Origin of the sequence: Neisseria sp. LACPHL-SPEC-2024-00856, assembly GCF_047915665.1 — a bacterium.
In the GTDB taxonomy this organism is placed as follows: Bacteria; Pseudomonadota; Gammaproteobacteria; order Burkholderiales; family Neisseriaceae; genus Neisseria; species Neisseria polysaccharea.
Map to the genome: position 1 here is coordinate 311317 of NZ_JBLRPR010000002.1, position 24327 is coordinate 335643.

Annotated in this window: 30 protein-coding genes, 1 tRNA gene and 2 pseudogenes; 18 read left to right on the forward strand and 15 right to left on the reverse strand. The window is 49.4% G+C overall.

The genetic code is table 11. From position 1 onward, the window contains the following. Positions 1 to 328 precede the first annotated feature (328 nt). The gene (locus ACNAU7_RS03615) at positions 329 to 1903 is read right to left on the reverse strand and encodes an inorganic phosphate transporter (protein WP_416300756.1); all 1575 of its coding nucleotides are present in this window, start codon (positions 1901 to 1903) and stop codon (positions 329 to 331) included. A 153-nt stretch (positions 1904 to 2056) separates the two neighbouring features. Between ACNAU7_RS03615 and ACNAU7_RS03620 the strand changes: the two genes are divergently transcribed. The 10 genes and pseudogenes from ACNAU7_RS03620 to ACNAU7_RS03665 all read left to right on the forward strand — a co-directional run bounded on the left by ACNAU7_RS03620 (position 2057) and on the right by ACNAU7_RS03665 (position 9080). Next, positions 2057 to 3157, forward strand: coding sequence for an anhydro-N-acetylmuramic acid kinase (locus tag ACNAU7_RS03620; RefSeq protein WP_416300814.1), 1101 nt, complete (start codon positions 2057 to 2059; stop codon positions 3155 to 3157). Between the two features lie 174 nt (positions 3158 to 3331). Next, positions 3332 to 3718, forward strand: coding sequence for a hypothetical protein (locus ACNAU7_RS03625; protein ID WP_416300758.1), 387 nt, complete (start codon positions 3332 to 3334; stop codon positions 3716 to 3718). Positions 3719 to 3837: 119 nt separating this feature from the next. Continuing rightward, complete coding sequence (gene mafA / locus ACNAU7_RS03630; protein ID WP_416300816.1) at positions 3838 to 4779, forward strand: adhesin MafA; 942 nt, start codon at positions 3838 to 3840, stop codon at positions 4777 to 4779. Positions 4780 to 4782: 3 nt separating this feature from the next. After that, positions 4783 to 6534, forward strand: a complete 1752-nt coding sequence (mafB, locus tag ACNAU7_RS03635; protein ID WP_416300760.1) for a polymorphic toxin MafB class 1 — start codon at positions 4783 to 4785, stop codon at positions 6532 to 6534. Between the two features lie 6 nt (positions 6535 to 6540). Next, complete coding sequence (locus ACNAU7_RS03640) at positions 6541 to 6810, forward strand: hypothetical protein (protein WP_070688942.1); 270 nt, start codon at positions 6541 to 6543, stop codon at positions 6808 to 6810. 278 nt (positions 6811 to 7088) lie between these two features. Then, positions 7089 to 7718, forward strand: a complete 630-nt coding sequence (locus ACNAU7_RS03645) for an HINT domain-containing protein (RefSeq protein WP_416300762.1) — start codon at positions 7089 to 7091, stop codon at positions 7716 to 7718. Then, positions 7699 to 8154 carry a hypothetical protein gene (locus tag ACNAU7_RS03650; RefSeq protein ID WP_013448463.1) on the forward strand — a complete coding sequence of 152 codons (456 nt, stop codon included), beginning with the start codon at positions 7699 to 7701 and terminating at the stop codon, positions 8152 to 8154. Before ACNAU7_RS03645 ends, ACNAU7_RS03650 begins: the two co-directional genes overlap by 20 nt. 141 nt (positions 8155 to 8295) lie before the next feature. Beyond that, positions 8296 to 8373, forward strand: a pseudogene (locus ACNAU7_RS03655) (restriction endonuclease fold toxin); the annotation flags it as partial. Continuing rightward, entirely contained in the window at positions 8374 to 8733 is a 360-nt protein-coding gene (locus ACNAU7_RS03660; RefSeq protein WP_101132493.1) for a hypothetical protein, read from the forward strand. 11 nt (positions 8734 to 8744) lie between these two features. Beyond that, the gene (locus tag ACNAU7_RS03665) at positions 8745 to 9080 is read left to right on the forward strand and encodes a hypothetical protein (RefSeq protein WP_002235455.1); all 336 of its coding nucleotides are present in this window, start codon (positions 8745 to 8747) and stop codon (positions 9078 to 9080) included. 124 nt (positions 9081 to 9204) lie between these two features. Here the strand turns inward: ACNAU7_RS03665 and ACNAU7_RS03670 are convergent. Then, positions 9205 to 9318: pseudogene (locus ACNAU7_RS03670) on the reverse strand (IS5/IS1182 family transposase); the annotation flags it as partial. Between the two features lie 15 nt (positions 9319 to 9333). Here ACNAU7_RS03670 and ACNAU7_RS03675 point away from each other — a divergent pair. The 3 genes from ACNAU7_RS03675 (at position 9334) to ACNAU7_RS03685 (ending at position 11743) form a co-directional block, all read left to right on the forward strand. Further along, positions 9334 to 9828: a hypothetical protein gene (locus ACNAU7_RS03675; protein WP_101132492.1), complete on the forward strand. Its 495-nt coding sequence runs from the start codon at positions 9334 to 9336 to the stop codon at positions 9826 to 9828. A 119-nt stretch (positions 9829 to 9947) separates the two neighbouring features. Then, positions 9948 to 11081, forward strand: a complete 1134-nt coding sequence (locus ACNAU7_RS03680) for a hypothetical protein (protein ID WP_416300766.1) — start codon at positions 9948 to 9950, stop codon at positions 11079 to 11081. A gap of 206 nt (positions 11082 to 11287) precedes the next feature. Continuing rightward, positions 11288 to 11743, forward strand: a complete 456-nt coding sequence (locus ACNAU7_RS03685; protein WP_070843107.1) for a hypothetical protein — start codon at positions 11288 to 11290, stop codon at positions 11741 to 11743. A gap of 273 nt (positions 11744 to 12016) precedes the next feature. On the opposite strand, the gene ACNAU7_RS03690 is transcribed toward ACNAU7_RS03685, so the two are convergent. From ACNAU7_RS03690 to ACNAU7_RS03715, 6 genes are all read right to left on the reverse strand, one after another. Next, a complete protein-coding gene (locus ACNAU7_RS03690; RefSeq protein ID WP_416300768.1) occupies positions 12017 to 12250 on the reverse strand; it encodes a hypothetical protein in 234 nt (77 codons plus the stop codon). Positions 12251 to 12280: 30 nt separating this feature from the next. After that, positions 12281 to 12571, reverse strand: a complete 291-nt coding sequence (locus ACNAU7_RS03695; protein WP_416300770.1) for a colicin immunity domain-containing protein — start codon at positions 12569 to 12571, stop codon at positions 12281 to 12283. A gap of 158 nt (positions 12572 to 12729) precedes the next feature. Then, positions 12730 to 13005 carry a GIY-YIG nuclease family protein gene (locus tag ACNAU7_RS03700; protein ID WP_013448457.1) on the reverse strand — a complete coding sequence of 92 codons (276 nt, stop codon included), beginning with the start codon at positions 13003 to 13005 and terminating at the stop codon, positions 12730 to 12732. Continuing rightward, a complete protein-coding gene (locus ACNAU7_RS03705; RefSeq protein ID WP_416300772.1) occupies positions 13002 to 14285 on the reverse strand; it encodes an MFS transporter in 1284 nt (427 codons plus the stop codon). The genes ACNAU7_RS03700 and ACNAU7_RS03705 overlap by 4 nt, the downstream gene beginning before the upstream one ends. A 155-nt stretch (positions 14286 to 14440) precedes the next feature. After that, positions 14441 to 15859, reverse strand: a complete 1419-nt coding sequence (gene glnA, locus ACNAU7_RS03710) for a type I glutamate--ammonia ligase (protein ID WP_416300774.1) — start codon at positions 15857 to 15859, stop codon at positions 14441 to 14443. 273 nt (positions 15860 to 16132) lie between these two features. Beyond that, entirely contained in the window at positions 16133 to 16519 is a 387-nt protein-coding gene (locus tag ACNAU7_RS03715; RefSeq protein ID WP_416300818.1) for a surface-adhesin E family protein, read from the reverse strand. 171 nt (positions 16520 to 16690) lie between these two features. On the opposite strand from ACNAU7_RS03715, the gene aroE reads away from it, so the two are divergent. Together aroE and mtgA are read left to right on the forward strand one after the other, a co-directional pair. After that, positions 16691 to 17500 carry a shikimate dehydrogenase gene (gene aroE / locus ACNAU7_RS03720; RefSeq protein WP_416300776.1) on the forward strand — a complete coding sequence of 270 codons (810 nt, stop codon included), beginning with the start codon at positions 16691 to 16693 and terminating at the stop codon, positions 17498 to 17500. Between the two features lies 1 nt (position 17501). Then, positions 17502 to 18203 (forward strand): monofunctional biosynthetic peptidoglycan transglycosylase, encoded by a 702-nt coding sequence (mtgA, locus tag ACNAU7_RS03725; protein ID WP_416300778.1) that lies wholly within the window; start codon positions 17502 to 17504, stop codon positions 18201 to 18203. A 185-nt stretch (positions 18204 to 18388) separates the two neighbouring features. Here mtgA and ACNAU7_RS03730 read toward each other — a convergent pair. The 6 genes from ACNAU7_RS03730 to ACNAU7_RS03755 all read right to left on the reverse strand — a co-directional run bounded on the left by ACNAU7_RS03730 (position 18389) and on the right by ACNAU7_RS03755 (position 22127). Beyond that, positions 18389 to 18464 (reverse strand) — tRNA-Phe (locus ACNAU7_RS03730). A 190-nt stretch (positions 18465 to 18654) separates the two neighbouring features. After that, positions 18655 to 19389: an LPS export ABC transporter ATP-binding protein gene (lptB, locus tag ACNAU7_RS03735; protein WP_411722893.1), complete on the reverse strand. Its 735-nt coding sequence runs from the start codon at positions 19387 to 19389 to the stop codon at positions 18655 to 18657. 73 nt (positions 19390 to 19462) lie between these two features. Beyond that, a complete protein-coding gene (gene lptA / locus ACNAU7_RS03740) occupies positions 19463 to 19993 on the reverse strand; it encodes a lipopolysaccharide transport periplasmic protein LptA (protein ID WP_003676538.1) in 531 nt (176 codons plus the stop codon). Next, entirely contained in the window at positions 19974 to 20555 is a 582-nt protein-coding gene (gene lptC / locus ACNAU7_RS03745; protein ID WP_124202027.1) for an LPS export ABC transporter periplasmic protein LptC, read from the reverse strand. Before lptC ends, lptA begins: the two co-directional genes overlap by 20 nt. Next, complete coding sequence (locus tag ACNAU7_RS03750) at positions 20552 to 21088, reverse strand: KdsC family phosphatase (protein WP_416300781.1); 537 nt, start codon at positions 21086 to 21088, stop codon at positions 20552 to 20554. Before ACNAU7_RS03750 ends, lptC begins: the two co-directional genes overlap by 4 nt. A 64-nt stretch (positions 21089 to 21152) precedes the next feature. Then, the gene (locus ACNAU7_RS03755) at positions 21153 to 22127 is read right to left on the reverse strand and encodes a KpsF/GutQ family sugar-phosphate isomerase (RefSeq protein WP_416300783.1); all 975 of its coding nucleotides are present in this window, start codon (positions 22125 to 22127) and stop codon (positions 21153 to 21155) included. A gap of 96 nt (positions 22128 to 22223) precedes the next feature. Here ACNAU7_RS03755 and tal point away from each other — a divergent pair, with 96 nt between their 5' ends. Together tal and ACNAU7_RS03765 are read left to right on the forward strand one after the other, a co-directional pair. Then, positions 22224 to 23279 (forward strand): transaldolase, encoded by a 1056-nt coding sequence (gene tal, locus ACNAU7_RS03760; protein ID WP_416300785.1) that lies wholly within the window; start codon positions 22224 to 22226, stop codon positions 23277 to 23279. Positions 23280 to 23420: 141 nt separating this feature from the next. Next, positions 23421 to 23696, forward strand: a complete 276-nt coding sequence (locus tag ACNAU7_RS03765; RefSeq protein ID WP_416300787.1) for a hypothetical protein — start codon at positions 23421 to 23423, stop codon at positions 23694 to 23696. 58 nt (positions 23697 to 23754) lie between these two features. On the opposite strand, the gene ACNAU7_RS03770 is transcribed toward ACNAU7_RS03765, so the two are convergent. Then, a complete protein-coding gene (locus ACNAU7_RS03770; RefSeq protein ID WP_003750295.1) occupies positions 23755 to 23919 on the reverse strand; it encodes a hypothetical protein in 165 nt (54 codons plus the stop codon). Between the two features lie 270 nt (positions 23920 to 24189). On the opposite strand from ACNAU7_RS03770, the gene ACNAU7_RS03775 reads away from it, so the two are divergent. Next, positions 24190 to 24327 (forward strand): glutamate--tRNA ligase family protein (locus ACNAU7_RS03775; protein WP_416300821.1); only part of this gene is annotated, 138 nt, incomplete at its 3' end.

The following is a 24327-nucleotide window of genomic DNA, read 5'->3' on the forward strand; positions in this document are numbered from 1 at the left end:
TGAAAGGCTTTTTCAGACGGCATTTTGCTGCCGGCAGGATAAGTGTTTTCAAGAACAGGCGGCGGCATATCATAACGTTCCGCACCTTTGTGTCCGACCGTTCCGAAACCAAGATATAGTGGATTAACAAAAACCAGTACAGCGTTGCCTCGCCTTGCCGTACTATCTGTACTGTCTGCGGCTTCGTCGCCTTGTCCTGATTTTTGTTAATCCACTATACCAAACGGCATATCCCGACAGAACAGATTGTGCATAAGACACAAGCCCGCACATTCCATCAACAAAATGCCGTCTGAACACGGGTTCAGACGGCATAATCGTTTAACAATCAGAACACTGCCTGCAAAATCAAATAGCTGGCAACCGACAATACGGCGGCGGCAGGCAGGGTAATGACCCACGCCAAACCGATGGGTTTCATCAGTTTCCAGTTGGCATTACGGTTGACCAAACCGATGCCGAGCACCGCGCCGACCAAGATATGCGTACTGGACACGGGCAGCCCCATCAGCGACGCACCCATCACGACGGATGCGGCGGACAGTTCGGCGGTAAAACCCGAGGCGGGGTGCATTTCCGCCAAACTCGTACCGACGGTTTTAATCACCTCTTTACCGACAAACCACAAACCGACAATCAGCGCAATGCCGAAAGTCAGCATCGCAATCGGGGGGACGGCGCTTTGCGCGGCAACACTGTTCGTCCGCAAAACATCCATAATCGCGGCAAACGGGCCGATGGCGTTGGCGATATCGTTCGCACCGTGGCTGAATGCGAAGCCGCAGGCGGTAAAGACCTGCATCCATGAAAACATCTGAAAGGTCGATTTGCCCAAGTCTTTACGCTTGAGGCTTTTGGCAAACACAAACGTCCCCATCCACACCGCCGCGCCTATCATAAAGATGGTCAGGAAGCTGTTGACGTTGCTCATCCCCAAATGCAGGTTTTTCAAGCCCTTGAAAATCAGCATGGCAGAAATCATCATCGCGCCGAACGAAGCGATAAAGGGAACCCAAGAATGCAGCGCCTTGTAGGAATCGACATTGTCTTTGCGGTTGTCGAACACATACAGCCCGCGATAATACTCGGATTGCAGCTCTTGCGGATCGAATTCGGGCTCGTCGTAAATTTGCGCGTCGTGCGCCATTTTGGTGGCGTATTCGACTTTTTCGGCTTCGGTCAAACCCTCGAAAAACAAGCGGTGTTGTTCTTTATACGCCTTTTTTTCCTGCTTGATGCCCTTGAGCGTGCCTTCCGCCCAAGCGTTGTAATCTAAGACGTTTTTCTTGACGCGCGAAAACAGGAAATAGGACACCGCGCCGCCCAACACGGGCGACAATACCCAAGACATTCCGATTTCGCCCAGCTTGCCCCACCGTATCAACGCCACCCCGTCTGCATTATGTGTAAACGCCATACACAACGCACTGCCGACAATGCCGCCGATAATCGCGTGCGTCGTCGAAACCGGCAGGCCTTTGCGGGACGCGAACAGCAGCCACAACGCCGCCGCCAAAAGTGCGGACATCATAATAAACACAAACTGCATAGGCTCGAGATTCATACCATTCAAATCGACGATGCCTTTGCGTATGGTATCGGTTACCTCGCCGCCCGCGATGACCGCGCCGCTGACCTCAAACACCGCCGCAATCAGCAAAGCCTGCGGGATGGTCAGCGTGCCGGAACCGACGCTGGTACCGAAAGAGTTGGCAATATCGTTGCCGCCGACATTAAACGCCATAAATACGCCGAACATCGTGGCAATGATGAAAAGCACGCTGTTCGTGTAGTGGGTGTAACCCAAACCCCAATAGATAAAATAGCCGACTATGCCTACCAGCATGGCGGCAAAGACGGCGTTAATCAGTTTCAAGTTCGCACTCATTTGAGTTTGAGCCATGGAAGATTCCTTAGTGGATACAGAAAGGGTTTTCGCGGATATTGTAACCTTTTGCAATCCGTCTTGAAACATTTATTTACACTGCGGCGGCAAATCGGTATACGAGCGTCAATACACGTTAAAATGGCGTTTTACACCGGTTCGGGAGTGATGATGGAAACACAGCTTTACATCGGCATCATGTCGGGAACAAGCATGGACGGGGCGGATGCCGTACTGATACGGATGGACGGCGGCAAATGGCTGGGCGCGGAAGGGCACGCCTTTACCCCCTACCCTGACGATTTGCGCGCAGCATTGCTTGCTTTGCAAAATATAGGAACAGACGAACTGCACCGCAGCAGGATGTTGTCTCAAGAACTCAGCCGCCTGTATGCGCAAACCGCCGCCGAACTGCTGTGCAGTCAAAACCTTGCGCCGTACGACATTACCGCCCTCGGCTGCCACGGCCAAACCGTCCGACACGCGCCGGAACACGGTTACAGCGTACAGCTTGCCGATTTGCCGCTGCTGGCGGAACTGACGCGGATTTTTACCGTCGGCGACTTCCGCAGCCGCGACCTTGCCGCCGGCGGACAAGGTGCGCCGCTCGTCCCCGCCTTTCACGAAGCCCTGTTCCGCGACGACAAAGAAACACGCGCGGTGCTGAACATCGGCGGGATTGCCAACATCAGCGTACTCCCGCCCGACGCACCCGCCTTCGGCTTCGACACGGGGCCGGGCAATATGCTGATGGACGCATGGACGCAAGCACACTGGCAGCTGCCTTACGACAAAAACGGTGAAAAAGCGGCACAAGGCAACATATTGCCGCACCTGCTCGACAGGCTGCTCGCCCACCCATATTTCTCACAACCCCACCCAAAAAGCACGGGGCGCGAACTGTTTGCCCTAAATTGGCTCGAAACCTACCTTGACGGCTGCGAAAACCGATACAACGTATTACGGACGCTTTCCCGATTCACCGCGCAAACCGTTTTCGACGCCGTCTCACACGCAGCGGCAAATGCCCGTCAAATGTATATTTGCGGCGGCGGCATCCGCAATCCTGTTTTAATGGCGGATTTGGCAGAATGTTTCGGCACACGCGTTTCCCTGCACAGCACCGCCGAACTGAACCTCGATCCGCAATGGGTAGAAGCCGCCGCATTTGCGTGGTTGGCGGCGTGTTGGATTAATCGCATTCACGGTAGTCCGCACAAAGCAACCGGCGCGGCAAAACCGTGTATTCTGGGCGCGGGATATTATTATTGAGCGCAAATGCCGTCTGAAAGCCCGTCCTGCCGTTCAGACGGCATTTTTGATACAAAGCAGGTAACTAAAAGGAACGTTTGACGACAAAGAAGAAACTAAAATAAAGGATTACACTTGGCATCATCAAGATACCGGATGTATCGGCTGGAAAGCGATGAACACAAGAAGATAATTATGTGGAAAATTTATAAAGAAAATAGCACCGACTTAAATTTTGCTCTAGGCAGTATATATTGTCAAGCAATCAATATTACCGAATTTAAAATGTGGGTCGAAAAAATCATAAGGGAAATGGATTTAGATGAAATTCCAAATTATTTTTTTGATTTAACAGATCTTCAATCACTATTCCATCTAATTGATATTATAGGATTTATTCCCGAAAATAACTTATCAAAAAATCAGGATAATGCATTAACAGGCATTGCTTTCTTAAGGGGGATAGATGTCTATGACCCTCCCGTTTCAAAAGAAAAAGCATTAAAAGCCTTAAAAAAACATCCTGAAATTTATCAGAGGTTTCAGCATTTCTTTCCATTTGTAGAACTGCCGCCGCTTTAAACAGTCAAATGCCGTCTGAAAGCCCGTTCCGCCGTTCAGACGGCATTTTTGCCCCTTTTGTTTACAAAACCTTAAAATCCCTTACACTCAAACCCGTTCAACATCAAACAAACCCCGCCATGAAAATCCTGCTCCTCCTCATCCCCCTCGTCCTCACCGCCTGCGGCACACTGACCGGTATTCCCGCCCACGGCGGCGGCAAACGCTTTGCCGTCGAACAGGAACTCGTCGCCGCATCGTCCCGCGCCGCCGTCAAAGAAATGGACTTGTCCGCCCTGAAAGGACGCAAAGCCGCCCTTTACGTCTCCGTTATGGGCGACCAAGGTTCGGGCAACATAAGCGGCGGACGCTACTCTATCGACGCACTGATACGCGGCGGCTACCACAACAACCCCGAAAGTGCCACCCAATACAGCTACCCCGCCTACGACACTACCGCCACCACCAAATCCGACGCGCTCTCCAGCGTAACCACTTCCACATCGGTCTTAAACGCCCCCGCCGCCGCTCTGACGAAAAACAGCGGACGCAAAGGCGAACGCTCCGCCGGACTGTCCGTCAACGGCACGGGCGACTACCGCAACGAAACCCTGCTCGCCAACCCCCGCGACGTTTCCTTCCTGACCAACCTCATCCAAACCGTCTTCTACCTGCGCGGCATCGAAGTCGTACCGCCCGAATACGCCGACACCGACGTATTCGTAACCGTCGACGTATTCGGCACCGTCCGAAGCCGTACCGAGCTGCACCTCTACAACGCCGAAACCCTTAAAGCCCAAACCAAGCTCGAATATTTCGCCGTCGACCGCGACAGCCGGAAACTGCTGATTGCCCCTAAAACCGCCGCCTACGAATCCCAATACCAAGAACAATACGCCCTCTGGATGGGACCTTACAGCGTCGGCAAAACCGTCAAAGCCTCAGACCGCCTGATGGTCGATTTCTCCGACATCACCCCCTACGGCGACACGACCGCCCAAAACCGTCCCGACTTCAAACAAAACAACGGCAAAAACCCCGATGTCGGCAACGAAGTCATCCGCCGCCACAAAGGAGGATAAACCGTGAAACCGCTGCGCAGACTGACAAACCTCCTTGCCGCCTGCGCCGTAGCGGCGGCCGCACTCATACAGCCCGCCCTCGCGGCAGAATTGGCGCAAGACCCGTTCATTACCGATAACGCCCAACGGCAGCACTACGAACCCGGCGGCAAATACCACCTCTTCGGCGACCCGCGCGGCAGCGTCTCCGACCGCACCGGCCAAATCAACGTCATCCAAGACTATACCCACCAGATGGGCAACCTGCTCATCCAACAGGCGGCAATCCAAGGCAATCTCGGTTACACCGTCCGCTTTTCCGGACACGGATACGAAGAACACGCCCCCTTCGACAACCACGCCGGCCACAGCGCAAGCAAAGAAAAAGGCAACGTTGACGAAGGCTTTACCGTGTACCGGCTCAACTGGGAAGGACACGAGCACCATCCCGCCGATGCCTACGACGGGCCCAAAGGCATCAATTACCCCAAACCTACGGGTGCACGCGACGAATACACCTATCACGTCAACGGCACAGCACGCAGCATCAAACTCAATCCGACCGACACCCGCAGCATCCGGCAACGCATATCCGACAACTACAACAACCTCGGCAGCAATTTCTCCGACCGCGCCGATGAAGCCAACAGAAAAATGTTCGAGCACAATGCCAAGCTCGACCGCTGGGGCAACAGCATGGAGTTTGTCAACGGCGTCGCCGCCGGAGCGCTCAACCCCTTTATCAGCGCGGGCGAAGCCTTGGGCATAGGCGACATACTGTACGGAACGCGCTATGCCATAGACAAAGCCGCAATGCGCAACATCGCCCCCTTACCCGCCGAGGGCAAATTCGCCGCCATCGGCGGCTTTGGCAGCGTGGCGGGCTTTGAAAAGAATACGCGCGAAGCCGTTGACCGGTGGATACAGGAAAACCCCAATGCCGCCGAAACCGTCGAAGCCCTGGCCAACATCCTGCCGTTTGCCAAAGCTGCGAAGTTGGCGAAACTGGGGAAGGTGGCAAAACTAGGAAGGGCGGCAAAACCGGGGAAAGCCGCAGTTAGCGGGGATTTCTCAAAATCCTACACCTGCTCCTTCCACGGCAGCACCTTGGTCAAAACGGTAGACGGCTACAAAGCCATCGCACATATCCAAACTGGGGAGTACGTCTTTGCCAAGGACGAAGCAAGCGGAAAAACGGGATACAAACCCGTTACCGCCCGATACGGCAATCCGTACCAAGAAACCGTTTACATTAAAGTTTCAGACGGCATCGGTAACAGCCAAACCCTGATTTCCAACCGCATCCATCCGTTTTATTCGGACGGCAAATGGGTTAAAGCGGAAGATTTGAAAGCGGGAAGCAGGCTGTATTCCGAAAGCGGCAGAACCCAAACCGTCCGCAACACCATTGTCAAACCAACACCGCTCAAAGCCTACAATCTGACCGTTGCCGACTGGCATACTTACTTTGTCAAAGGCGATAAGGCGGAAACGGAAGGGGTTTGGGTTCATAATTCTTGTCCGCCCAAAAGAGCTCCCGAATACCATGCAGGAACTGTATCTGAATCTACTTTTTTAAATTCAGCTGAGAAATGGCTAGGGAAAAACTATAAGTCATATCCAAATGGTCGATATGTATCACAAGATGGAATGCGACAGGTACGATATGGTCATCATGAAACAAATTCATCTACGCATCATGGTCATTTTGAATCATATGACAAACCCAATGGACGTGTAATAGAAAATAGTGTAGTAACAATTATTCAGGATTAGAAAATTATGAGTGTAAAAGAATTATTCAAAGTTATCTTAGATAAAAATAAAGATTTTCCTATTAGAACGATTCATCGCACTCCAATGGGGATACTTCCCAAACCTGTTGCTTTAAGTATTGTTCAATATGAAGATGACCAAGGATTTTATTTATTTTATTTGGATGAGACCGGTCAGGAACAAACGGATACTTATCATGACACATTAGATTCGGCATTTAAACAGGCTGAATTTGAATTTGGAATTAGAAAAGAAGAATGGATACAAAGTTCTTAGGTAGCAAGAATCAAAAGGTCATCTGAAACCGTGTTTGGTTTTTCAGACAACCTTTCTATCAGTAAAAACGAGATGTTGGGTTTTCATCCGACCTAGGCTTGCGCAGCTCAAGCCAATGATAATAGGTTAAGTAACCGTAGGTTGGATTGAAAACCCAACAATTAAAAGGCTGTCTGAAATCAAGCTTGTTTTTCAGACGGCATTTCCTTCATTTGAAACAGGATATTGAGAACTAAGTTCTTCAAAAATCCTACACCTGTTCCTTCCACGGCAGCACCTTGGTCAAAACGGCAGACGGCTACAAAGCTATTGCCCGTATCTGGGTCGGAGACCGCGTCTTTGCCAAGGACGAGGCAAGCGGGGAAACAGGATACAAACCCGTTACCGCCCAATACGGCAATCCGTATCGGGAAACCGTTTACATTGAAGTTTCAGACGGCATCGGCAACAACCAAACCCTGATTTCCAACCGAATCCACCCGTTTTACAGTCAAGGAAAATGGATACAGGCAGGTCGTCTGAAAAAAGGCGACACCCTGCTTTCCGAAAGCGGCGCAAAACAGACGGTTCAAAACATTACCTTCAAACAGCAGCCGCTCAAAGCCTACAATCTGACCGTTGCCGATTGGCATACTTACTTCGTCAAGGGTAATCAGGCGGAAACGGAAGGGGTTTGGGTTCATAATTCTTGTCCGCCCAAAAGAACAGGAAGCTCCAAGAATGAAAAACATGGAGATGGCGGTCGAAGTCAAATATCAGCGGAATCAAAAATTGCTGAATTAACAAATAAAATTATTCCCGGAATGTCCAAAAATGAACGCTTAAAGATTAAGCAAAAAATCAAAAATATTGCCAAAAATGCCAATCGAAAAACAAAAGGAGAAGAGCATGGTCGACGCGGTCGTTAAAACTCCCGAATTTTTACCTTTTACTTCTGTAGGAATATTCCGTTTTGGTGCGGATATAACAGAGTACAAAAACATACTGGAAACTTTTATGTATGAACCTCCTGATGAGTTTAGAACAGAATATTATGAATCTCCCGACTCAAATTTACTCATTTCCGTCGAAAAAAACAAAATTATTTCTATATTTTGTTATCAGGAGCTATATTTTATGGGCGTTAATATAATAGGTCTGAATTTTGAAGATTTTAAACAGCTTTTCCATCACCCTAAATCATACGGTGTTGATAAATATTATTTATCAAATGAATCTTATCCGACATATGTCTATGAGTTTGATGAAATAGGAGTACAAGCTTGGGAAGCAAAAGGGAAAATTGTTACTATCATTGCCGGGGGCAAAGACAATTATTCGACAGAACCTTACTACGATGAATAACATTAATGGCAAGCATAGGTTGGATTGAGAACCCGACAATAAAAGGTCGTCTGAAAACCGTAATCGATTTTTCAGACGACCTTTCTGTCAATCCAAACAGATTGTCGAATCTTAATCCAACCTGTGCTTGCTGTACGGAACAGGCACGGTGTTCATTCACAAGTTAAGTCATATATTGAATCAAAAGGCGGCATTGTTAAAACAGGTTTAGGAGATTAAATGGCATCATATGTTTCCATAAAAGGATGGATTGAATGCTCTGACGATGATATAAAAATCATCCAAGAAAACATTAATAATTTTTGGAATAATTGTCCCTTCAATATCGAAGAGAAAGAATCTGCAAAAATATATAAAAATGGGTGGGTTTTCCCGACAAATAGTTTTAATTGGAGCAGCTATATTTTTTTTGGCGCATGCGTGAAATCTTATTTCATTATTTATTTTGAAAAATGCATTAAAACAATAATGGAATTGGATATTGAAATATCAGGTTTTTTTGAATTAGATTATTATGAAGATAGTTATAAAGTAAATTGGAAAATAAATAATGTCAATTTAATACAAACGACTAATTAAATGGACAAAAAATGATGGCTGATAAGGAACAAGTAGAAAAGATGATTTATTCTGAGAATAAACAGAGTGTTATTGACGGTATGCTCGGTATGACCTTCAGTTCAGAGGAGGATGAAATCCCTTGGATTTCTGAGAAATTAACGGAGTTGTCGAAGCATAAAGACTTGGATATTGCCAGATTGTCATTAACCTGTTTCGGACATCTCGCCAGGATGCATGAAAATATCGGCGATTGCGATAAAGTGATTGCTTTATTGCGCTCAAAACAAGGCAATCCGGATTTTCAAGGTTTTGCCGAAGATGCGTTAGACGATATTTCCTTCTTTATATTTAAAAAGCGTCCGTAAGCACCGGCAAGGTCAAATCTGGCAAATGCCGTCTGAAGCGGTATTCGGCTTTCAGACGGCATTTTCTCCGATTAGCACAGGATGCAGGGGCTTGCCGGCTTGATTTTACCGAAGTTGTTGGCTCGTATAGTGGATTAAATTTAAACCAGTACAGCGTTGCCTCGCCTTGCCGTACTATCTGTACTGTCTGCGGCTTCGTCGCCTTGTTCTGATTTAAATTTAATCCACTATAATTTGGAAGAGGCAGCAATTTATGGAAAATAGATTTGAAAAAATCGTTAAGGATATTTTTAGTTTTACCCAATTTGTTTCCGAAGTAGAAAATAAAATTCCCAACCAATCCTCCCGTTATTACGACTGCTGGTGGGAATTGGAAATCTTAAATGCCTCCGCATTGGAAGATTGGGAAATATCGGGAAAGCCTGAAAAATGGGAGAAATGGACAGAAAAATATCAGACCGAAGCGTTACAGTTGGTCAAGAATCTATTTGCCGAAGAAGTTCCTGAAAATAATATAGTTTGCGATATTTCTCATTTTTTGCATTTTGCCGATTGGGCAGAAGCCGACATTCCCAATCAATCACGTTTATATGCCGAATATTGGTGGGAAATGGAAACGTTCAAAATATCGGTTTTAGAAGATTGGGAACGCTTGGGAAGGCCGTTAGATTGGAAAAAATGGAAAGATCAATATCAATCTGAAGCATTTGAATTAGTCAAAAAATTGAACCGAAGCAAACAAGAGTAACAAGCCGCAGCCTGCATAGGGGTTTTTAAAGTACGGTAGCAACCGTAGATTAGATTAAAAATCAAACAATTAAAGCTCGTCTGATATAATCGATATATCCTGTTAAACGGAAAATAAATATGTTTAAAAAATTCAAACCGGTATTGTTGTCATTTTTTGCACTTGTATTTGCCTTTTGGCTGGGGAAGGGTATTGCCTATGAGATTAATCCGCGTTGGTTTTTGAGCGATACGGCAACTGAAATACCTGAAAATCCGAATGCTTTTGTGGCGAAACTTGCCCGCCTGTTCCGAAATGCCGACAGGGCGGTCGTCATCGTGAAGGAATCGATGAGGACGGAGGAAAGTCTTGCCGAAACTGTGGATGACGGTCCGTTGCAGTCGGAGAAGGATTATCTTGCGCTCGCTATCCGGCTCAGTCGTTTGAAAGAAAAGGCGAAATGGTTTCACGTAACGGAGCAGGAACATGGGGAAGAGGTCTGGCTGGATTACTATATCGGCGAGGGCGGTTTGGTTGCGGTTTCGCTTTTGCAACGCTCGCCGGAAGCGTTTGTTAATGCCGAATATCTGTATCGGAACGATCGTCCGTTTTCTGTAAATGTGTACGGCGGAACGGTTCACGGGGAAAATTATGAAACGACAGGAGAATATCGGGTTATTTGGCAACCGGACGGTTCGGTATTTGATGCGGCGGGGCGCGGGAAAATCGGGGAAGATGTTTATGAGCATTGTCTCGGGTGTTATCAGATGGCCCAGGTATATTTGGCGAAATACCGAGATGTCGCGAATGACGAGCAGAAGGTTTGGGACTTCCGCGAAGAGAGCAACCGGATTGCGTCGGACTCGCGCGATTCTGTGTTTTATCAGAATATGCGGGAATTGATGCCACGGGGGATGAAGGCAAACAGTCTTGTGGTCGGCTATGATGCGGACGGTCTGCCGCAAAAAGTCTATTGGAGTTTCGACAATGGAAAAAAACGCCAGAGTTTCGAATATTATTTGAAAAACGGAAATCTTTTTATTGCACAATCTTCGACGGTAGCATTGAAAGCGGATGGCGTAACGGCGGATATACAGACCTATCATGCGCAACAGACGTGGTATTTGGATGGCGGGCGGATTATCCGCGAAGAGAAACAGGGAGACAGACTGCCTGATTTTCCTTTGAACTTGGAAAATTTGGAAAAAGAGGTGAGCCGTTACGCAGAGGCTGCGGCGAGACGTTCGGGCGGCAGGCGCGACCTTTCTTACTGAACGCCAATGCCGTCTGAAACCGGTTTTCAGACGGCATTGGAGAGTCAAACGCTTTTTGCAATGCTGTATATTCCAAATCCAATTCGCTATAAATTGAAAACCACAATCTAAAAAACGGAAATACACATTAAATAACTTAAATATTAATTTAAAAGGCAAGCCAACAGAGTTAAAATTTAAATTCCCTGCTAGATAAGGATGTTTTAATGAATTTAGAGACAGCAGAAAATATTCAATGCGAATTTGAGTATTTAGCATTAGATGGTTATTTTCCAATGCATTTTGCATCGCATGGTCAAGGAAACAAAGATTGGCAATTTGCAGTTGAATTCATATATAGATTATTAATATGTCAATTAGCAACTCTTGAACCTATCAACTTTGAAACGAAAAATGATATTTTAGACTTTTGCCATAATTTAGCAAAACAAAGTCCTTTTAATAATGATAATGAGGTGTGGTATCAGGGGGAAATTGTATTAACAAAAAAAGGGATAGATTTAATAAAGGAATATATTCCAGAGGCGTTTGAAGAGTGGAATGGAAAGAAATTTGAATTAAACATTCCTTTCATTAAAACATTAAAAAATATATTTGTTAATTATGAGGTAGCATGGGATGAGAATAATCCACTATTCCCCATTATATCTTTTAAATATTGAATAAGCGGCATATAGGACAAAAAAGGGGCTAGAAACCCCTGCAAGCCTTATCCTGCAAGACTTTAAGCGGAGTCGAAAGTTTTGAACACAAAAAATTCCCTTTTTGCTGCCCAATAAAACAAACAAATAAGTTGACATATTGTGCGATGTCGAGGGCTGTACCATATTTTCCCATCGGGTCTTCCCCGTTCTTTATATGAGCGGCAGGCATCCTCATAAAAGAAGGGATACCGATAAGGAAAAATACTCCAGCATAAAAAATATACTGATTAATCAATACAAATTCAACAAACAGTTCATCGTATTCTTTTCTGTTGGCGTATAAAAAATACTGATATATGCCTTCACTTTCATAGGGCGACGCTTTATGTGCCGTCCTGTGTGTTGAAACGTCGGTTTTCCTTTTTCAAAACTCCGTAAAAAAAAAGCGGCATCCGCCGCAAAACGCCCCGTTTTTCCAAACAAAGGGCAATAAAAATGCCGTCTGAAACCAAGTTCAGACGGCATCAAGCCATCAAATCAAACCCTGCCTCCTCATCATCGATAAGCCTCATCCACATCATCGGTTTGCAGATAAATACCGACAACCCGCTTCAACTGCTCTTCATCATAATCATACGGCTGCATATCATCCCGAAACTCCACAGGACAATAACTGTCGACAGCCAAACTCAAAGACTGTTCGATATAGGGAACAGGCACACGCACGTCATCCGGCTTGCTACTGTTGGCAATCCAATCGTCCATAAACCGGTTGTAAAACGTTTCGGCATCCATTTTCCCGTCGAAGAAATCTTGCGCCATCTTGGAAAAAACCGTTCTTTTCATTGCAGATAATCCGTATTCAAATAATGCTCGCGCTGTTTTCCACTTATCTTCATTGCCGTTACAAACCTATTGTCTTTATCAAAAACGACAGCGTCGCCTGCCCTGCTTTGTCCTGATTGTTGCCAACTGCTGTAACCATGCCGTCCGAACCTGAACCGTCAGGTTTCAGACGGCATTTTTTCTGCCTGTTCCCACAATTTCCGTTTTTGTGCGGCGGTCAGTTTTTTGACGGCGATTTCCTGTTTGAGCGCAGTGCCTTTATCCATCCCGCCTGCAACGATACGCATCGCTACTGGTTTGAATACGTGGGTATATTTCGCGCCTTTTCCGGCTGTGTGGGCGGCAAGCCGCTGTTGCGGATTCGTGCTGATGCCGCAATAGAACGCGCTGTTTTCACACAATATCAGGTAAACGCTCCAGTTTGACGCGTTCATCTGCCTGCATCCTGAGTTTTTTCCCCGTTCCAAGGCGCAACTTTCAGCAACAGCAGCATACCCGGCAGGGCAAGTATGAAACACAGCTGGAAAAACGGTACATAACCGAGCCATTCAATCAGATAACCGGCAAAGGAATTGATGACCGTACGGGGAACAGCGGACAGGCTGGTAAACAGTGCAAGCTGCGTTGCGGTAAATGCGGGATTGGTCTCGCGCGCCATATACGATACGAACGCCGCCGTCCCCAAACCCACGCCGACTGCCTCTGCGCCGATAACTGCCGCCAGCATCAGCCTCTCGCTTGTACCGACTGTATCGAAATGTCCGAACCCTGCCAGCCATACAAACCCCAAAACGGTTACAGCCTGCACCGCGCCGAATATCCACAAGGCTTTGTTTACGCCGATTTTCAGCATCCACACGCCGCCCAAGATACCTGCCGCCACTGCCGGCCACAGTCCTGCGTTTTTGGCAATCAAACCGATGTCGGTCTTGCTGAAACCCATATCCAGATAAAACGGCGTTGCCAACGCGGTTGCCATACTGTCGCCAAGCTTGTAAAGGAAGATAAACAGCAGCACGCACACCGCCGAAGCGATGCCTTTACGTGTAAAAAATTCTTTAAACGGCTCTACCACGGTCTGCTTCAACGTTTTAGGAACGGCAGGCGGCAACACGGGTTCGCGCGCGAGAAACAGCGTCATCAGAAGGCCGGGCAGCATAAATAATGAAGTGATAACAAATACTTCCGACCACGGCATCCTGTCTGCCAACACCAAACTCAATGAACCGGGAATCAGGGCGGCAACCCGGTAGGCGTTGACGTGAACGGAATTGCCCAAACCCAATTCTTCGTCCGACAAAATCTCGCGCCTGAACGCATCCAATACAATGTCCTGACTGGCGGAAAAAAAAGCGACAAGCACCGACAAGCCGGCAATCAGCGGCAGATGATTCCGAGGGTTTAAAAAGGCATATGCCGCCAAAGCCGCCAGCAAACCTGCCTGCGTCAGCAGCATCCACCCGCGCCGCCGGCCCAAAACGGGCAGCCTGACCGCGTCCATCAGCGGAGACCACAAAAATTTCCAGGTAAACGGCAGTCCGATTAACGCCATCAGCCCGATGCTCTTCAAATCCACCTGCTCGCTGCGCAACCACGCCGGAATCAGGTTAATCAGAAAATACAGCGGCAGCCCCGAGGCAAACCCCGTAAAAATACAGACGAGCATATTGCGGGAAAAGATTTGCCCGATAAAACCTGATTTCGATGCAGTCATCGTTCGTGCAGCCAAAAAAAAACAAAAGCCTATTGTAGCAAATATCGCCCGCCTGCTGGAAAACGCCGCGCCGCGCCGCCGTTTTGCCGTTCCAATGCAAAATGCCGTCTGAAACTGTGTTCAGACGGCATTGCTTTTCTGAAAACCCGACGTGCTTACAGGCTGTAATACATTTCAAATTCCAGCGGGTGCGGCGCCATGCGGATGCGGCGGACATCTTCCTCTTTAAAGGCGATGTAGCTGTCGATCCAGTCTTTGCTGAACACGCCGCCGCGCAGCAGGAATTCGTGGTCGGCTTTGAGGGCGGCGAGTGCTTCTTCCAAAGAAGCGCAAACGGTCGGCACCAATGCATCTTCTTCCGGCGGCAGGTCGTACAGGTTTTTATCGGCAGGGTCGCCCGGATGGATTTTGTTTTGAATACCGTCCAAACCGGCCATCAGCAGGGCGGCAAATGCCAAATACGGGTTGGCGGTCGGGTCGGGGAAACGCGCTTCGATGCGGCGCGCCTTGCTGCTGTTCACAGACGGAATACGGATGGAAGCGGAACGGTTTTTGGCGGAATATGCCAGTTTGGTCGGCGCTTCAAAGTGCGGCACAAGGCGTTTGTAGGAGTTGGTGGACGGATTGGTAATCGCGTTCAGGGCTTTGGCGTGTTTGATGATGCCGCCGATGTAGTAGAGCGCGGTGTCGCTCAGACCGGCATAGCCGTCGCCTGCAAACAGGTTTTGACCGTCTTTCCAGATGGATTGGTGGACGTGCATACCGCTGCCGTTGTCGCCCATAATCGGTTTGGGCATAAAGGTGGCGGTTTTGCCGAAGTTGTGGGCAACGTTTTGGATGACGTATTTCATATCTTGGGTTTGGTCGGCGCGTTTGACCAAAGTAGCAAAGCGCGTGCCAATTTCCATTTGACTGCCGGTGCCGACTTCGCTGTGGTGCACTTCCACTTCAATACCGAGTTCTTCCAAAATGTTCACCATCGCCGAACGCAAATCCTGACCGCAGTCAATCGGCGCAACAGGCGCGTAACCGCCTTTGACGGCGGGGCGGTGGCCGGTGTTTTGACCGTCCATATGCAGACCGCTTGCCCACGCGCCGCTTTCGGACGTGATTTCATAACGGGTTTTGTGCATATCGGTTTCAAATTCTACGCCGTCAAAAACGAAGAATTCAGGCTCGGGGCCGAAGTATGCCGTGTCGCCGATACCGGAAGATTTCAAATAGGCTTCGGCGCGGCGTGCGATGGAGCGCGGGTCGCGGTCGTAACCCTGACCGTCGGCGGGATCGATAACGTCGCAAGTCAACACAACAGTCGCATCATCATAAAAAGGATCGACGAAGGCTGTAGACGCATCGGGGCGCAACTGCATATCGGAAGCCTGAATGCCTTTCCAGCCGCCGATGGACGAACCGTCAAACGCCTGACCGTTTTCAAACCACTCTTCGGGGTCTTCCAACACGATGCGCGCAGGCACGGTAAAGTGGTGCTGCTTGCCTTTGGTATCGGTAAAGCGCAAATCGACAAAGCGGGCTTCGCTTTCTTCAATCAATTTTACGGCGTTTTTAATAGACATTTTTCAGCTCCTGGAAAAGGGAAATGGCAAAATACGCGGAACGCGGCGGCTTGACGCAAGGCCAGCATGATTCTACCACGTCCATGCCGTCTGAAACTGGCCCTGCGTCAAATTTCAAGCTGTAAAATATAGTTTCAGACGGCAAGATTGTCAACAATATGCTTCGGTTTGTCTGTTCAAAAGCAGAATGCCCGCCCTTTTGTCCGAATGCCGACAAAACAGATGCCGTCTGAAAGCAGTTCAGACGGCATCTGTTGTTTGATTTGAAAACGGTCAACGGGGATCGTGGTTGCAGACAAATTCGTACTGAGCCTCTCCACCCGTACCGGGCATAACATAATTCCATTCGGCATAGGATGGTGTAGCAGAGTCGATAGATTTTCCCGATTTGGAATACCACGTTACTGTCAAAACCCTATAACGTTTACCACTGCAATCCATTTCCTCCAACGCTTTAGCTTTATTAAAAAATTTTCCATTACCATACTTTTGCGGCTTGGCGAACCTTTGTTCAAACCATGCTCTATTGCCCGTACGGCTGTCTGCATCACCAAAAAATATGGTAGTGCCACCGTCATCACCTAACCTCACCCAATCCGCCGCCACCGCCGGCGTTGCCAACCCTAATGCAAATACTGCCAAGCACAACATCTTTTTCATGTCCGACCCTTTCGTCCTTGTCAACAAAATAAAGTTAAATTGTGAAAAAAAAACAACTTTTTTCAAGAAAAAAATATTCCGTCATGCTACCTGACAACCGTTTCAGACGGCATCGTTTCCATCTGTACGCCGCCGTTATAAAATAGCCTTCCCGTCTTTTGGAACACGACCATGACCGCCCTCCCCCGCTACGCCGTTTTCGGCAACCCCGTTGCACACAGTAAATCGCCGCAAATCCATCAGCAGTTTGCCCTTCAGGAAGGCGTTGACATCGAATATGGGCGCATTTGCGCCGACATCGACGGTTTCGCGCAGGCAGTTTCGACATTTTTTGGAACAGGCGGTTGCGGGGCAAACGTTACCGTACCGTTCAAACAGGAAGCGTTTCATCTGGCGGACGAGCATTCCGACCGCGCTTTGGCAGCAGGTGCGGTCAATACGCTGGTGTGGTTGGAAGACGGCAGAATACGCGGCGACAACACTGACGGTATCGGTTTGGCCAACAACATCACGCAAGTCAAAAACATTGCCATCGAGGACAAAACCATTTTGCTTTTGGGCGCGGGCGGCGCGGTGCGCGGCGTGATTCCGGTATTGAAAGAACACCGTCCTGCCCGTATCGTTATTGCCAACCGTACCCACGCCAAAGCCGAGGAATTGGCGCGGCTTTTCGGCATTGAAGCCGTCCCGATGGCGGATTTGAACGGCGGTTTCGATATCATCATCAACGGCACGTCCGGCGGCTTGAGCGGTCAGCTTCCTGCCGTCAGCCCTGAAATTTTTCGCAACTGCCGCCTTGCCTACGATATGGTTTACGGCGACGCGGCGCAGGCGTTTTTAAACTTTGCCCAAAGCAACGGCGCGGCCGAAGTTTCAGACGGCCTGGGCATGCTGGTCGGTCAGGCGGCGGCTTCCTACGCCCTTTGGCGCGGTTTCAAACCGGACATCCGCCCCGTTATCGAATATATGAAAGCCATGTAATATGTTCCGCATCGTCAAATGGCTGATTGCCCTGCCCGTCGGCATCTTTATCTTCTTCAATGCCTATGTGTACGGCAACATCATCACCTACCGCGCCGTCGCACCCCATCGGACTGCCTTTATGTCGATGCGGATGAAGCAGTTTGAACAAGAAGGGCGCGATGTGGCACTGGATTACCGCTGGGTGCCTTACAACCGCATTTCGGTCAACCTGAAAAAAGCCCTGATTGCTTCCGAAGATGCCCGTTTCGCCGGACACGGCGGCTTCGATTGGGGCGGCATTCAAAACGCCATCAGGCGCAACCGGAACAGCGGCGAAGTGAAGGCGGGCGGCTCGACCATCAGCCAGCAGCTTGCCAAAAACCTGTTTTTGAACGAAAGCCGCAGCTATATCCGCAAAGGCGAAGAAGCCGCGATTACCGCGATGATGGAAGCCGTTACCGACAAAGACAGGATTTTTGAATTGTATTTAAATTCAATCGAATGGCACTACGGCATTTTCGGCGCGGAAGCCGCGTCCCGGTATTTTTATCAAATACCCGCCGCCAAGCTGAGCAAACAGCAGGCGGCGAAACTGACCGCCCGCGTCCCCGCCCCGCTCTACTACGCCGACCATCCGAAAAGCAAACGGCTGCGCAACAAAACCAATATCGTGCTCAAACGCATGGGTTCGGCAGAATTGCCTGAAGACGACACGGACTGAGTGCCGCCGCAATATAAAATGCCGTCTGAAATATCATTCAGACGGCATATGTTTTCTGCCTTTACCCTCTTCTCCAAAACACAACGGGGCGGTCATTATCGCTTTTGTCCTTCTACATAACGGTTAGACACGGACAACTTCCCAAAAACGGCAGGCAAAAAAATAACCGCTTATAAGCGGTTTTTTGGTGGCCAGAGGCGGAATCGAACCGCCGACACACGGATTTTCAATCCGTTGCTCTACCAACTGAGCTATCTGGCCTTTGTCTGTCTCGTCAAGAGATGCGTATTAAACCAAATTACGGGACGACATGCAAGCATATCGGGTAATATTCTTTGAAAACAGGTTTAAGTCAATGTTTTAAATTTGAATTAATTTATGTAAAAACAGCATAAATCCGTATTCTTGCCGCCTGCCCGACGATATTAGGCCGCCCGTCTGAAAAATATTCTCAATATTTAAAGTTCTCACCCAGATAAACAGAACGAACCTTTTCGTTTCCGACCAAATCATCAGGTTTTCCCGATGCCAACACCGTGCCGTCTGAAATAATATAAGCCCGATCGCAGATGCTGAGGGTTTCGCGTACGTTGTGGTCGGTAATCAATACGCCGATACCGCGCGACTTGAGAAATCCGATGATTTTCTGGATGTCGATGACGGCGATGGGATCGACGCCGGCAAAAGGCTCATCCAGCAAAATAAAATGCGGTTTCATGGCGAGTACGCGGGCGATTTCGACGCGTCGGCGTTCGCCGCCCGACAAAGATGGGGCAGGATTATTGCGCAAACGCTCGATATTCAGGTCGGCAAGCAGTTTTTCAACTTCGCCGTCGATGCGGCTTTTGTCTTTGGTACTGATTTCTAAAATGGCGCGGATGTTTTGTTCGACGGTCATTTTGCGGAAAATCGAGGCTTCCTGCGGCAGGTAGCCGACACCGAGGCGGGCGCGTTCGTGTATGGGCAGGTGGCGCAATTCCTGCCCGTCCAGCATCACGCTGCCTGCGTCGGCGGCAATGAGTCCGACTATCATGTAGAAACTGGTGGTTTTACCCGCACCGTTGGGCCCGAGCAGGCCGACGACTTCCCCGCTTTCGATTTCGAGGGAGAAGCTTTTAACGACTTGGCGTTTTTTAAAACTTTTTTGCAGATTTTGAACAACAAGGCGGCTGACGTTTGCGCTCATAAATATCTCTTCAATATCTTCGGTCGGCATATGCCGTCCGAACCGGGTTTATGTTTCAGACGGCATTTTGGGATTATTCGGATTTTTGCGTACTCGAAGGCTGGATGATGACGCTGACCCTGCCGGATTTGGAAGCGGATTTTGCACCGGATTTTGTGCTGCCGCTGATGGTATAGACTTCGGTTTTGGTGTTGTAGGTAATCACCGCGCCTTCGGCGACATCGCCGCCGCGCTGTACTTTGGCATTACCGGTTAAGACTACGGTGCTGCCTGCAGACGAATAAGCAACGTTGTTTGCCTGACCACGCACCGTCCCTTTGCCCCCGTCCAACGTTTGGCTGAAGCGCACGGGTGAGCCGTCGGCCTTCATAAACTGTTCGCCTTTGCCATTACGCGTTACGTTGACGCGGGCGGCGGAAATATTGAGCGTCCCCTGTCTGATGACGACATTGCCGCTGAATGTGGTGCTTTGGTTGGCTTGATCGAGCGAACCTTGGTCGGCCTCAATCTGAATAGGCTGCCTGCTGTCGCTTTGAAGGGCAAAAGCGGGGGATGCCGAAAAAAATGCTATTAAAACAAAAATTTTACATATTTTTTGTATCATAAATCGTGGCTTTCACTTTAGATGAGAAGTTCAACAGGCCTGTTTTGTGGTCGTAAGTCATGCCGCCCGCCTGCCCGTGCGACGCGCCGTATTGAAAGCTGACAGGCGTATCGGTTTGGGCATATTGAGATTCGGTATCGACGTGCAGCTTTTCGGTTTCAACTTTACCCGCCTGCCGTTTGCCGTCGGCGGTTTTGGTCAGCACAACGTTGTTTTTAAAAAGAACCTGTTTGTTTTCGGTATGGTAAACGGCTTCATCGCTGCCAACTTCGTACAACAACCTGCCTTCTTGGAAGAACACGAGATGCGGCGACTCGAAATGTATATCGCTGCTTTCCGGAAACTGTTTCGCTCCCTTTGAGCTCAAATGTTCTTTCAAGTATCCCTGTTCGTCAAACCGCCTGCCGTCCAAGCCGTCCATTGTGTATTGGGGTTCGTTGGGATTGAGCCTGACTTCCTCGATTTCGACTTCGCTGATACGACCCAACCATGCCGACAGACCGCCCAAGGCAACCGCCAATATCAATGGGAACGCAATTCCGTACCGCCATCTTACTTTCATTTGATGTACTCGTTCAAAGCCGCGCCCAGCGTACCTTTCGCGCGCATAATCAGGTCGCACACTTCGCGCACCGCGCCCGCACCGCCGGGGTGTTTGGCAATATAGGCGGCGTGTTGCAGCGTAAACCAATGCGCGTCGGGGACGGCAACCGGCAATCCGCAGCGCACCATCACCGGCAAATCGACCACGTCGTCACCAACAAAGGCGCACTCGGCTTCTTCCACGCCTGCCTGCACGCGCAGCTCTTCATACGCGGCGCGTTTGTCCGAAATGCCTTTGAAGTAGTAATTTATGCTTAACTGTTTGACGCGGATGCCGACGGAGGGCGCGTCCCGACCTGTGATAATCGCAGTATGCACGCCGCTTGCCTGAAGCATTTTCAGACCGTGTCCGTCCAGCGTGTGGAACGATTTGATTTCTTCGCCGTTATCGCGGATAAAGATGCGCCCGTCGGTCAAAACACCGTCCACATCCAAGATCAGCAGTTTGATTTTGGCGGCGCGCGCCTGTAATTCGGGAGAAATTGCCTGCATGGGATTTCCTTGTTTTCAGACGGCATATCTTACCACAAATGCCGTCTGAAACGGCTGCAATGCCTTATACAATCCGTGCCGCCAGCAGGTCGTGCATATTCAGCGCACCTGTCAGCACGCCGTCTGCATCGGTAACCAGAAGCCCGTTCACATGGTTTGCCTGCATGACTTTCAGGGCTTCGGTGGCGAGGCGTTCGGTGGAGATGGTTTTGGGCTGCGTATGCATGACTTCGTCTATCGAAAGACCGGTAAAATTGTCGCATTCTTGAAACAGGCGGCGCAAATCGCCGTCGGTGAATACGCCTTTCAGACGGCATTGCCCGTCCGTTACCGCCAACATGCCCAAACCTTTTTCGCTCATGCTGACGATGGCTTCTTTCAAGGGCGTGCCGAGTCGGACGGCAGGCAGGCCACCGCCTTTGTGCATAATGTCGGCAACGCGTAAAAGCAGGCGTTTGCCGAGGCTGCCGGCAGGATGGCTCAAGGCGAAATCGTCGGGCGTGAACGCGCGTGCGCGCAGCAGGACGACCGCCAACGCATCGCCCAAAGCCATGACGGCGGTGGTGCTGGTGGTCGGGGCAAGCCCCAGCGGGCAGGCTTCTTTGGAAACCGACGCCGTGATGTGGATGTCGGCATGGCGCGCCATCGTCGAACCGGGGCGGGCGGTGATGCAGACGAGGGTAATGTCTTTGCGTTTGAGTGCGGGGATGATGGCGGCGATTTCGTCGCTTTCGCCGGAATTGGAAATCGCGACGACCACGTCGTTGTCCACAATCATACCCAAGTCGCCGTGTGCCGCTTCCGCAGGGTGGACGAAAAACGCAGGCGTGCCGGTCGAGGCCATGGTTGCCGCCATTTTGCGCCCGATATGTCCCGACTTGCCCATGCCCGTGATAACAACCCTGCCCTTGCAGTGCAACAACGCGTCCGCCGCAAGGACGAAGTTTTCGTCCAAATCCGCCGCAATTTCGCGCAAGCCTTCCGCTTCGGTGTGCAACACTTCTCGTGCCCAATCAAGATATTTTTCGTTTCCTGCCATCGCCATCCGCCTTTGCTGTAATAAAACTACCCAAAATTTCCGAATCGGGGTAGCATAAGCCTTTGAAACATACACATCCATCCAAAGGAATCAGAAATGACTATTTTATCGGACGTTAAAGCATTAGGACAACAAATCTGGCTGGACAACCTTTCCCGCTCGCTCGTGCAAAGCGGCGAATTGGCGCAAATGCTGAAACAAGGCGTGTGCGGCGTAACTTCCAATCCCGCCATCTTCCAAAAAGCCTTCGCCGGCGACGCGCTTTACGCCGATGAAATCGCCGCCCTCCAGCAGCAAAACCTCAGCCCCAAACAACGCTACGAAACCATGGCGATTGCCGACGTACAGGCAGCCTGCGGCGTTTGCCTTGCCGAACACGAATCCACCGGCGGCAAAACCGGTTTCGTCAGCCTAGAAGTTTCCCCCGAGCTTGCCAAAGACACACAAGGCACGGTTGAAGAAGCGCGCCGCCTGCACGCTGCCATCAGCCGTAAAAATGCCATGATTAAAGTACCAGCAACCGACGAAGGCATCGATGCGCTCGAAACCCTCGTTTCAGACGGCATCAGCGTGAACCTGACCCTGCTCTTCTCCCGCGCCCAAACCCTCAAAGCCTATGCGGCCTACACGCGTGGCATTGCCAAACGTTTGGAAGCAGGACACGACGTTTCCCATATCCAAGTTGTCGCCAGCTTCTTTATTTCCCGTGTCGATGCCGCATTGGACGCCACCCTTCCCGACCGGCTCAAAGGCAAAGTCGCCATTGCGCTGGCCAAAGCCGCCTATCAAGATTGGGCGCAATACTTCGGCAGCAGCGAATTTACCGCACTTGCCGAAAAAGGTGCCAACCGCGTCCAACTTTTATGGGCATCTACCGGCGTGAAAAACCCGGCCTATCCCGACACACTCTACGTTGACAGCCTGATCGGCGCGCACACCGTCAACACCGTTCCCGATGCCACCCTCAAAGCCTTCATCGACCACGGCACAGCCAAAGCCTCGCTGACAGAAGGCGTAGAAGAAGCACAAGCGCAGCTTGCCGAAACCGCCGCGCTCGGCATCGATGTCGAAACCTTGGCGACGCGTTTGCAGGAAGACGGTTTGAAACAATTTGAAGAAGCGTTTGAAAAACTGCTCTCACCGTTGGTTTAAACTTTTCATCCCCGATGCCGTCTGAAAGGCTTTCAGACGGCATCGCCCTTTTGACCGGACACAGTGGGTTCACCCTAAAAATATTAATTAACAAGAAGTTAATGCACGACATTATCCACCAACACAAAAGGGAATAGAATCATGGCAAAAGCACTCGAAATCATTTCACCCGATGAAATTTATTCAGATCTGATTTTTAAGGATCCGGTACCTCCCCATACCATATATAGAGAATTGACGAAACCGGTTGATAGAAATGCAAGTAATGAGCGAATTGCAAATAGAGCCTTCGATTTTTTCTCGTCCGGTCTTATGTCAGAGCGCAATTATGGTGCAGCTAACCAAGCGATAGAGCAGCAACGCCAAGCAGAGCGGCAAATACAGAAGAAACAAGCTAAATGGTGGAGTATGGGTTAATAATGAATAATTTTGCTATTGATTTTTCATTATTTTCATGTTTTTTATGTGCTTTGCTTTAAAAGACTAAAATATAAAAAATAAAGCCACAAATTGTCAGAAAGAAAAGTAAAGCTAAACTTTTTATTTTATTTTTTGCCGTATCTTCTTCCCATGGTTTAAATATAAATAGACCAGTTATGAAATCAAATATTGAATGCCAAACCGCTAAAAAAAACTCCATAAAATTTCCTTAAAAAATATCCCGCATCATGCAAATGATGCTGGGTGTGGAGATTGTTACACTTGCATTAGTGCAATTGTAACAGGGGAACGCCAACGAGAAACTGCTGTGTTAGTACAAGCACGAGTGGCGAAGTTGATGATTCAGCTACCGAAGAACAATATAATGCCCTATATGATTTAACCTTGCTTGAAGAGCCCGGGATGGAACTGAATAAAGATGAGATAATGGCTTTGATTAATAGTCTTAAATAAAGGGGCTGTACCAAATATGTACACAGGACGTTTCGCCCCCAGCCCGACCGGGCTGCTCCACATCGGCTCGCTGCTGACCGCCGTCGCTTCCTATGCCGATGCACGCTCAAACGGCGGAAGATGGCTGGTCCGCATGGAAGACCTCGATCCGCCG

Excerpts from the sequence above, each read along its gene's own strand:
- lptC (WP_124202027.1), bottom strand. The coding sequence starts at position 20,555 with ATGAAAGTAAGATGGCGGTACGGAATTGCGTTCCCATTGATATTGGCG.
- ACNAU7_RS03625 (WP_416300758.1), top strand. The coding sequence starts at position 3,332 with ATGTGGAAAATTTATAAAGAAAATAGCACCGACTTAAATTTTGCTCTA.
- ACNAU7_RS03700 (WP_013448457.1), bottom strand. The coding sequence starts at position 13,005 with ATGAACGCGTCAAACTGGAGCGTTTACCTGATATTGTGTGAAAACAGC.
- lptA (WP_003676538.1), bottom strand. The coding sequence starts at position 19,993 with ATGATACAAAAAATATGTAAAATTTTTGTTTTAATAGCATTTTTTTCG.
- ACNAU7_RS03705 (WP_416300772.1), bottom strand. The coding sequence starts at position 14,285 with ATGACTGCATCGAAATCAGGTTTTATCGGGCAAATCTTTTCCCGCAAT.
- ACNAU7_RS03695 (WP_416300770.1), bottom strand. The coding sequence starts at position 12,571 with ATGAAAAGAACGGTTTTTTCCAAGATGGCGCAAGATTTCTTCGACGGG.
- tal (WP_416300785.1), top strand. The coding sequence starts at position 22,224 with ATGACTATTTTATCGGACGTTAAAGCATTAGGACAACAAATCTGGCTG.
- lptB (WP_411722893.1), bottom strand. The coding sequence starts at position 19,389 with ATGAGCGCAAACGTCAGCCGCCTTGTTGTTCAAAATCTGCAAAAAAGT.
- aroE (WP_416300776.1), top strand. The coding sequence starts at position 16,691 with ATGACCGCCCTCCCCCGCTACGCCGTTTTCGGCAACCCCGTTGCACAC.
- ACNAU7_RS03765 (WP_416300787.1), top strand. The coding sequence starts at position 23,421 with ATGGCAAAAGCACTCGAAATCATTTCACCCGATGAAATTTATTCAGAT.
- ACNAU7_RS03715 (WP_416300818.1), bottom strand. The coding sequence starts at position 16,519 with ATGAAAAAGATGTTGTGCTTGGCAGTATTTGCATTAGGGTTGGCAACG.
- glnA (WP_416300774.1), bottom strand. The coding sequence starts at position 15,859 with ATGTCTATTAAAAACGCCGTAAAATTGATTGAAGAAAGCGAAGCCCGC.
- ACNAU7_RS03665 (WP_002235455.1), top strand. The coding sequence starts at position 8,745 with ATGATGGCTGATAAGGAACAAGTAGAAAAGATGATTTATTCTGAGAAT.
- ACNAU7_RS03770 (WP_003750295.1), bottom strand. The coding sequence starts at position 23,919 with ATGGAGTTTTTTTTAGCGGTTTGGCATTCAATATTTGATTTCATAACT.
- ACNAU7_RS03680 (WP_416300766.1), top strand. The coding sequence starts at position 9,948 with ATGTTTAAAAAATTCAAACCGGTATTGTTGTCATTTTTTGCACTTGTA.
- ACNAU7_RS03660 (WP_101132493.1), top strand. The coding sequence starts at position 8,374 with ATGGCATCATATGTTTCCATAAAAGGATGGATTGAATGCTCTGACGAT.
- ACNAU7_RS03620 (WP_416300814.1), top strand. The coding sequence starts at position 2,057 with ATGGAAACACAGCTTTACATCGGCATCATGTCGGGAACAAGCATGGAC.
- ACNAU7_RS03640 (WP_070688942.1), top strand. The coding sequence starts at position 6,541 with ATGAGTGTAAAAGAATTATTCAAAGTTATCTTAGATAAAAATAAAGAT.
- ACNAU7_RS03690 (WP_416300768.1), bottom strand. The coding sequence starts at position 12,250 with ATGCCGTCTGAACTTGGTTTCAGACGGCATTTTTATTGCCCTTTGTTT.
- ACNAU7_RS03615 (WP_416300756.1), bottom strand. The coding sequence starts at position 1,903 with ATGGCTCAAACTCAAATGAGTGCGAACTTGAAACTGATTAACGCCGTC.
- ACNAU7_RS03685 (WP_070843107.1), top strand. The coding sequence starts at position 11,288 with ATGAATTTAGAGACAGCAGAAAATATTCAATGCGAATTTGAGTATTTA.
- mtgA (WP_416300778.1), top strand. The coding sequence starts at position 17,502 with ATGTTCCGCATCGTCAAATGGCTGATTGCCCTGCCCGTCGGCATCTTT.
- ACNAU7_RS03755 (WP_416300783.1), bottom strand. The coding sequence starts at position 22,127 with ATGGCAGGAAACGAAAAATATCTTGATTGGGCACGAGAAGTGTTGCAC.
- ACNAU7_RS03675 (WP_101132492.1), top strand. The coding sequence starts at position 9,334 with ATGGAAAATAGATTTGAAAAAATCGTTAAGGATATTTTTAGTTTTACC.
- ACNAU7_RS03650 (WP_013448463.1), top strand. The coding sequence starts at position 7,699 with ATGGTCGACGCGGTCGTTAAAACTCCCGAATTTTTACCTTTTACTTCT.
- mafA (WP_416300816.1), top strand. The coding sequence starts at position 3,838 with ATGAAAATCCTGCTCCTCCTCATCCCCCTCGTCCTCACCGCCTGCGGC.
- ACNAU7_RS03750 (WP_416300781.1), bottom strand. The coding sequence starts at position 21,088 with ATGCAGGCAATTTCTCCCGAATTACAGGCGCGCGCCGCCAAAATCAAA.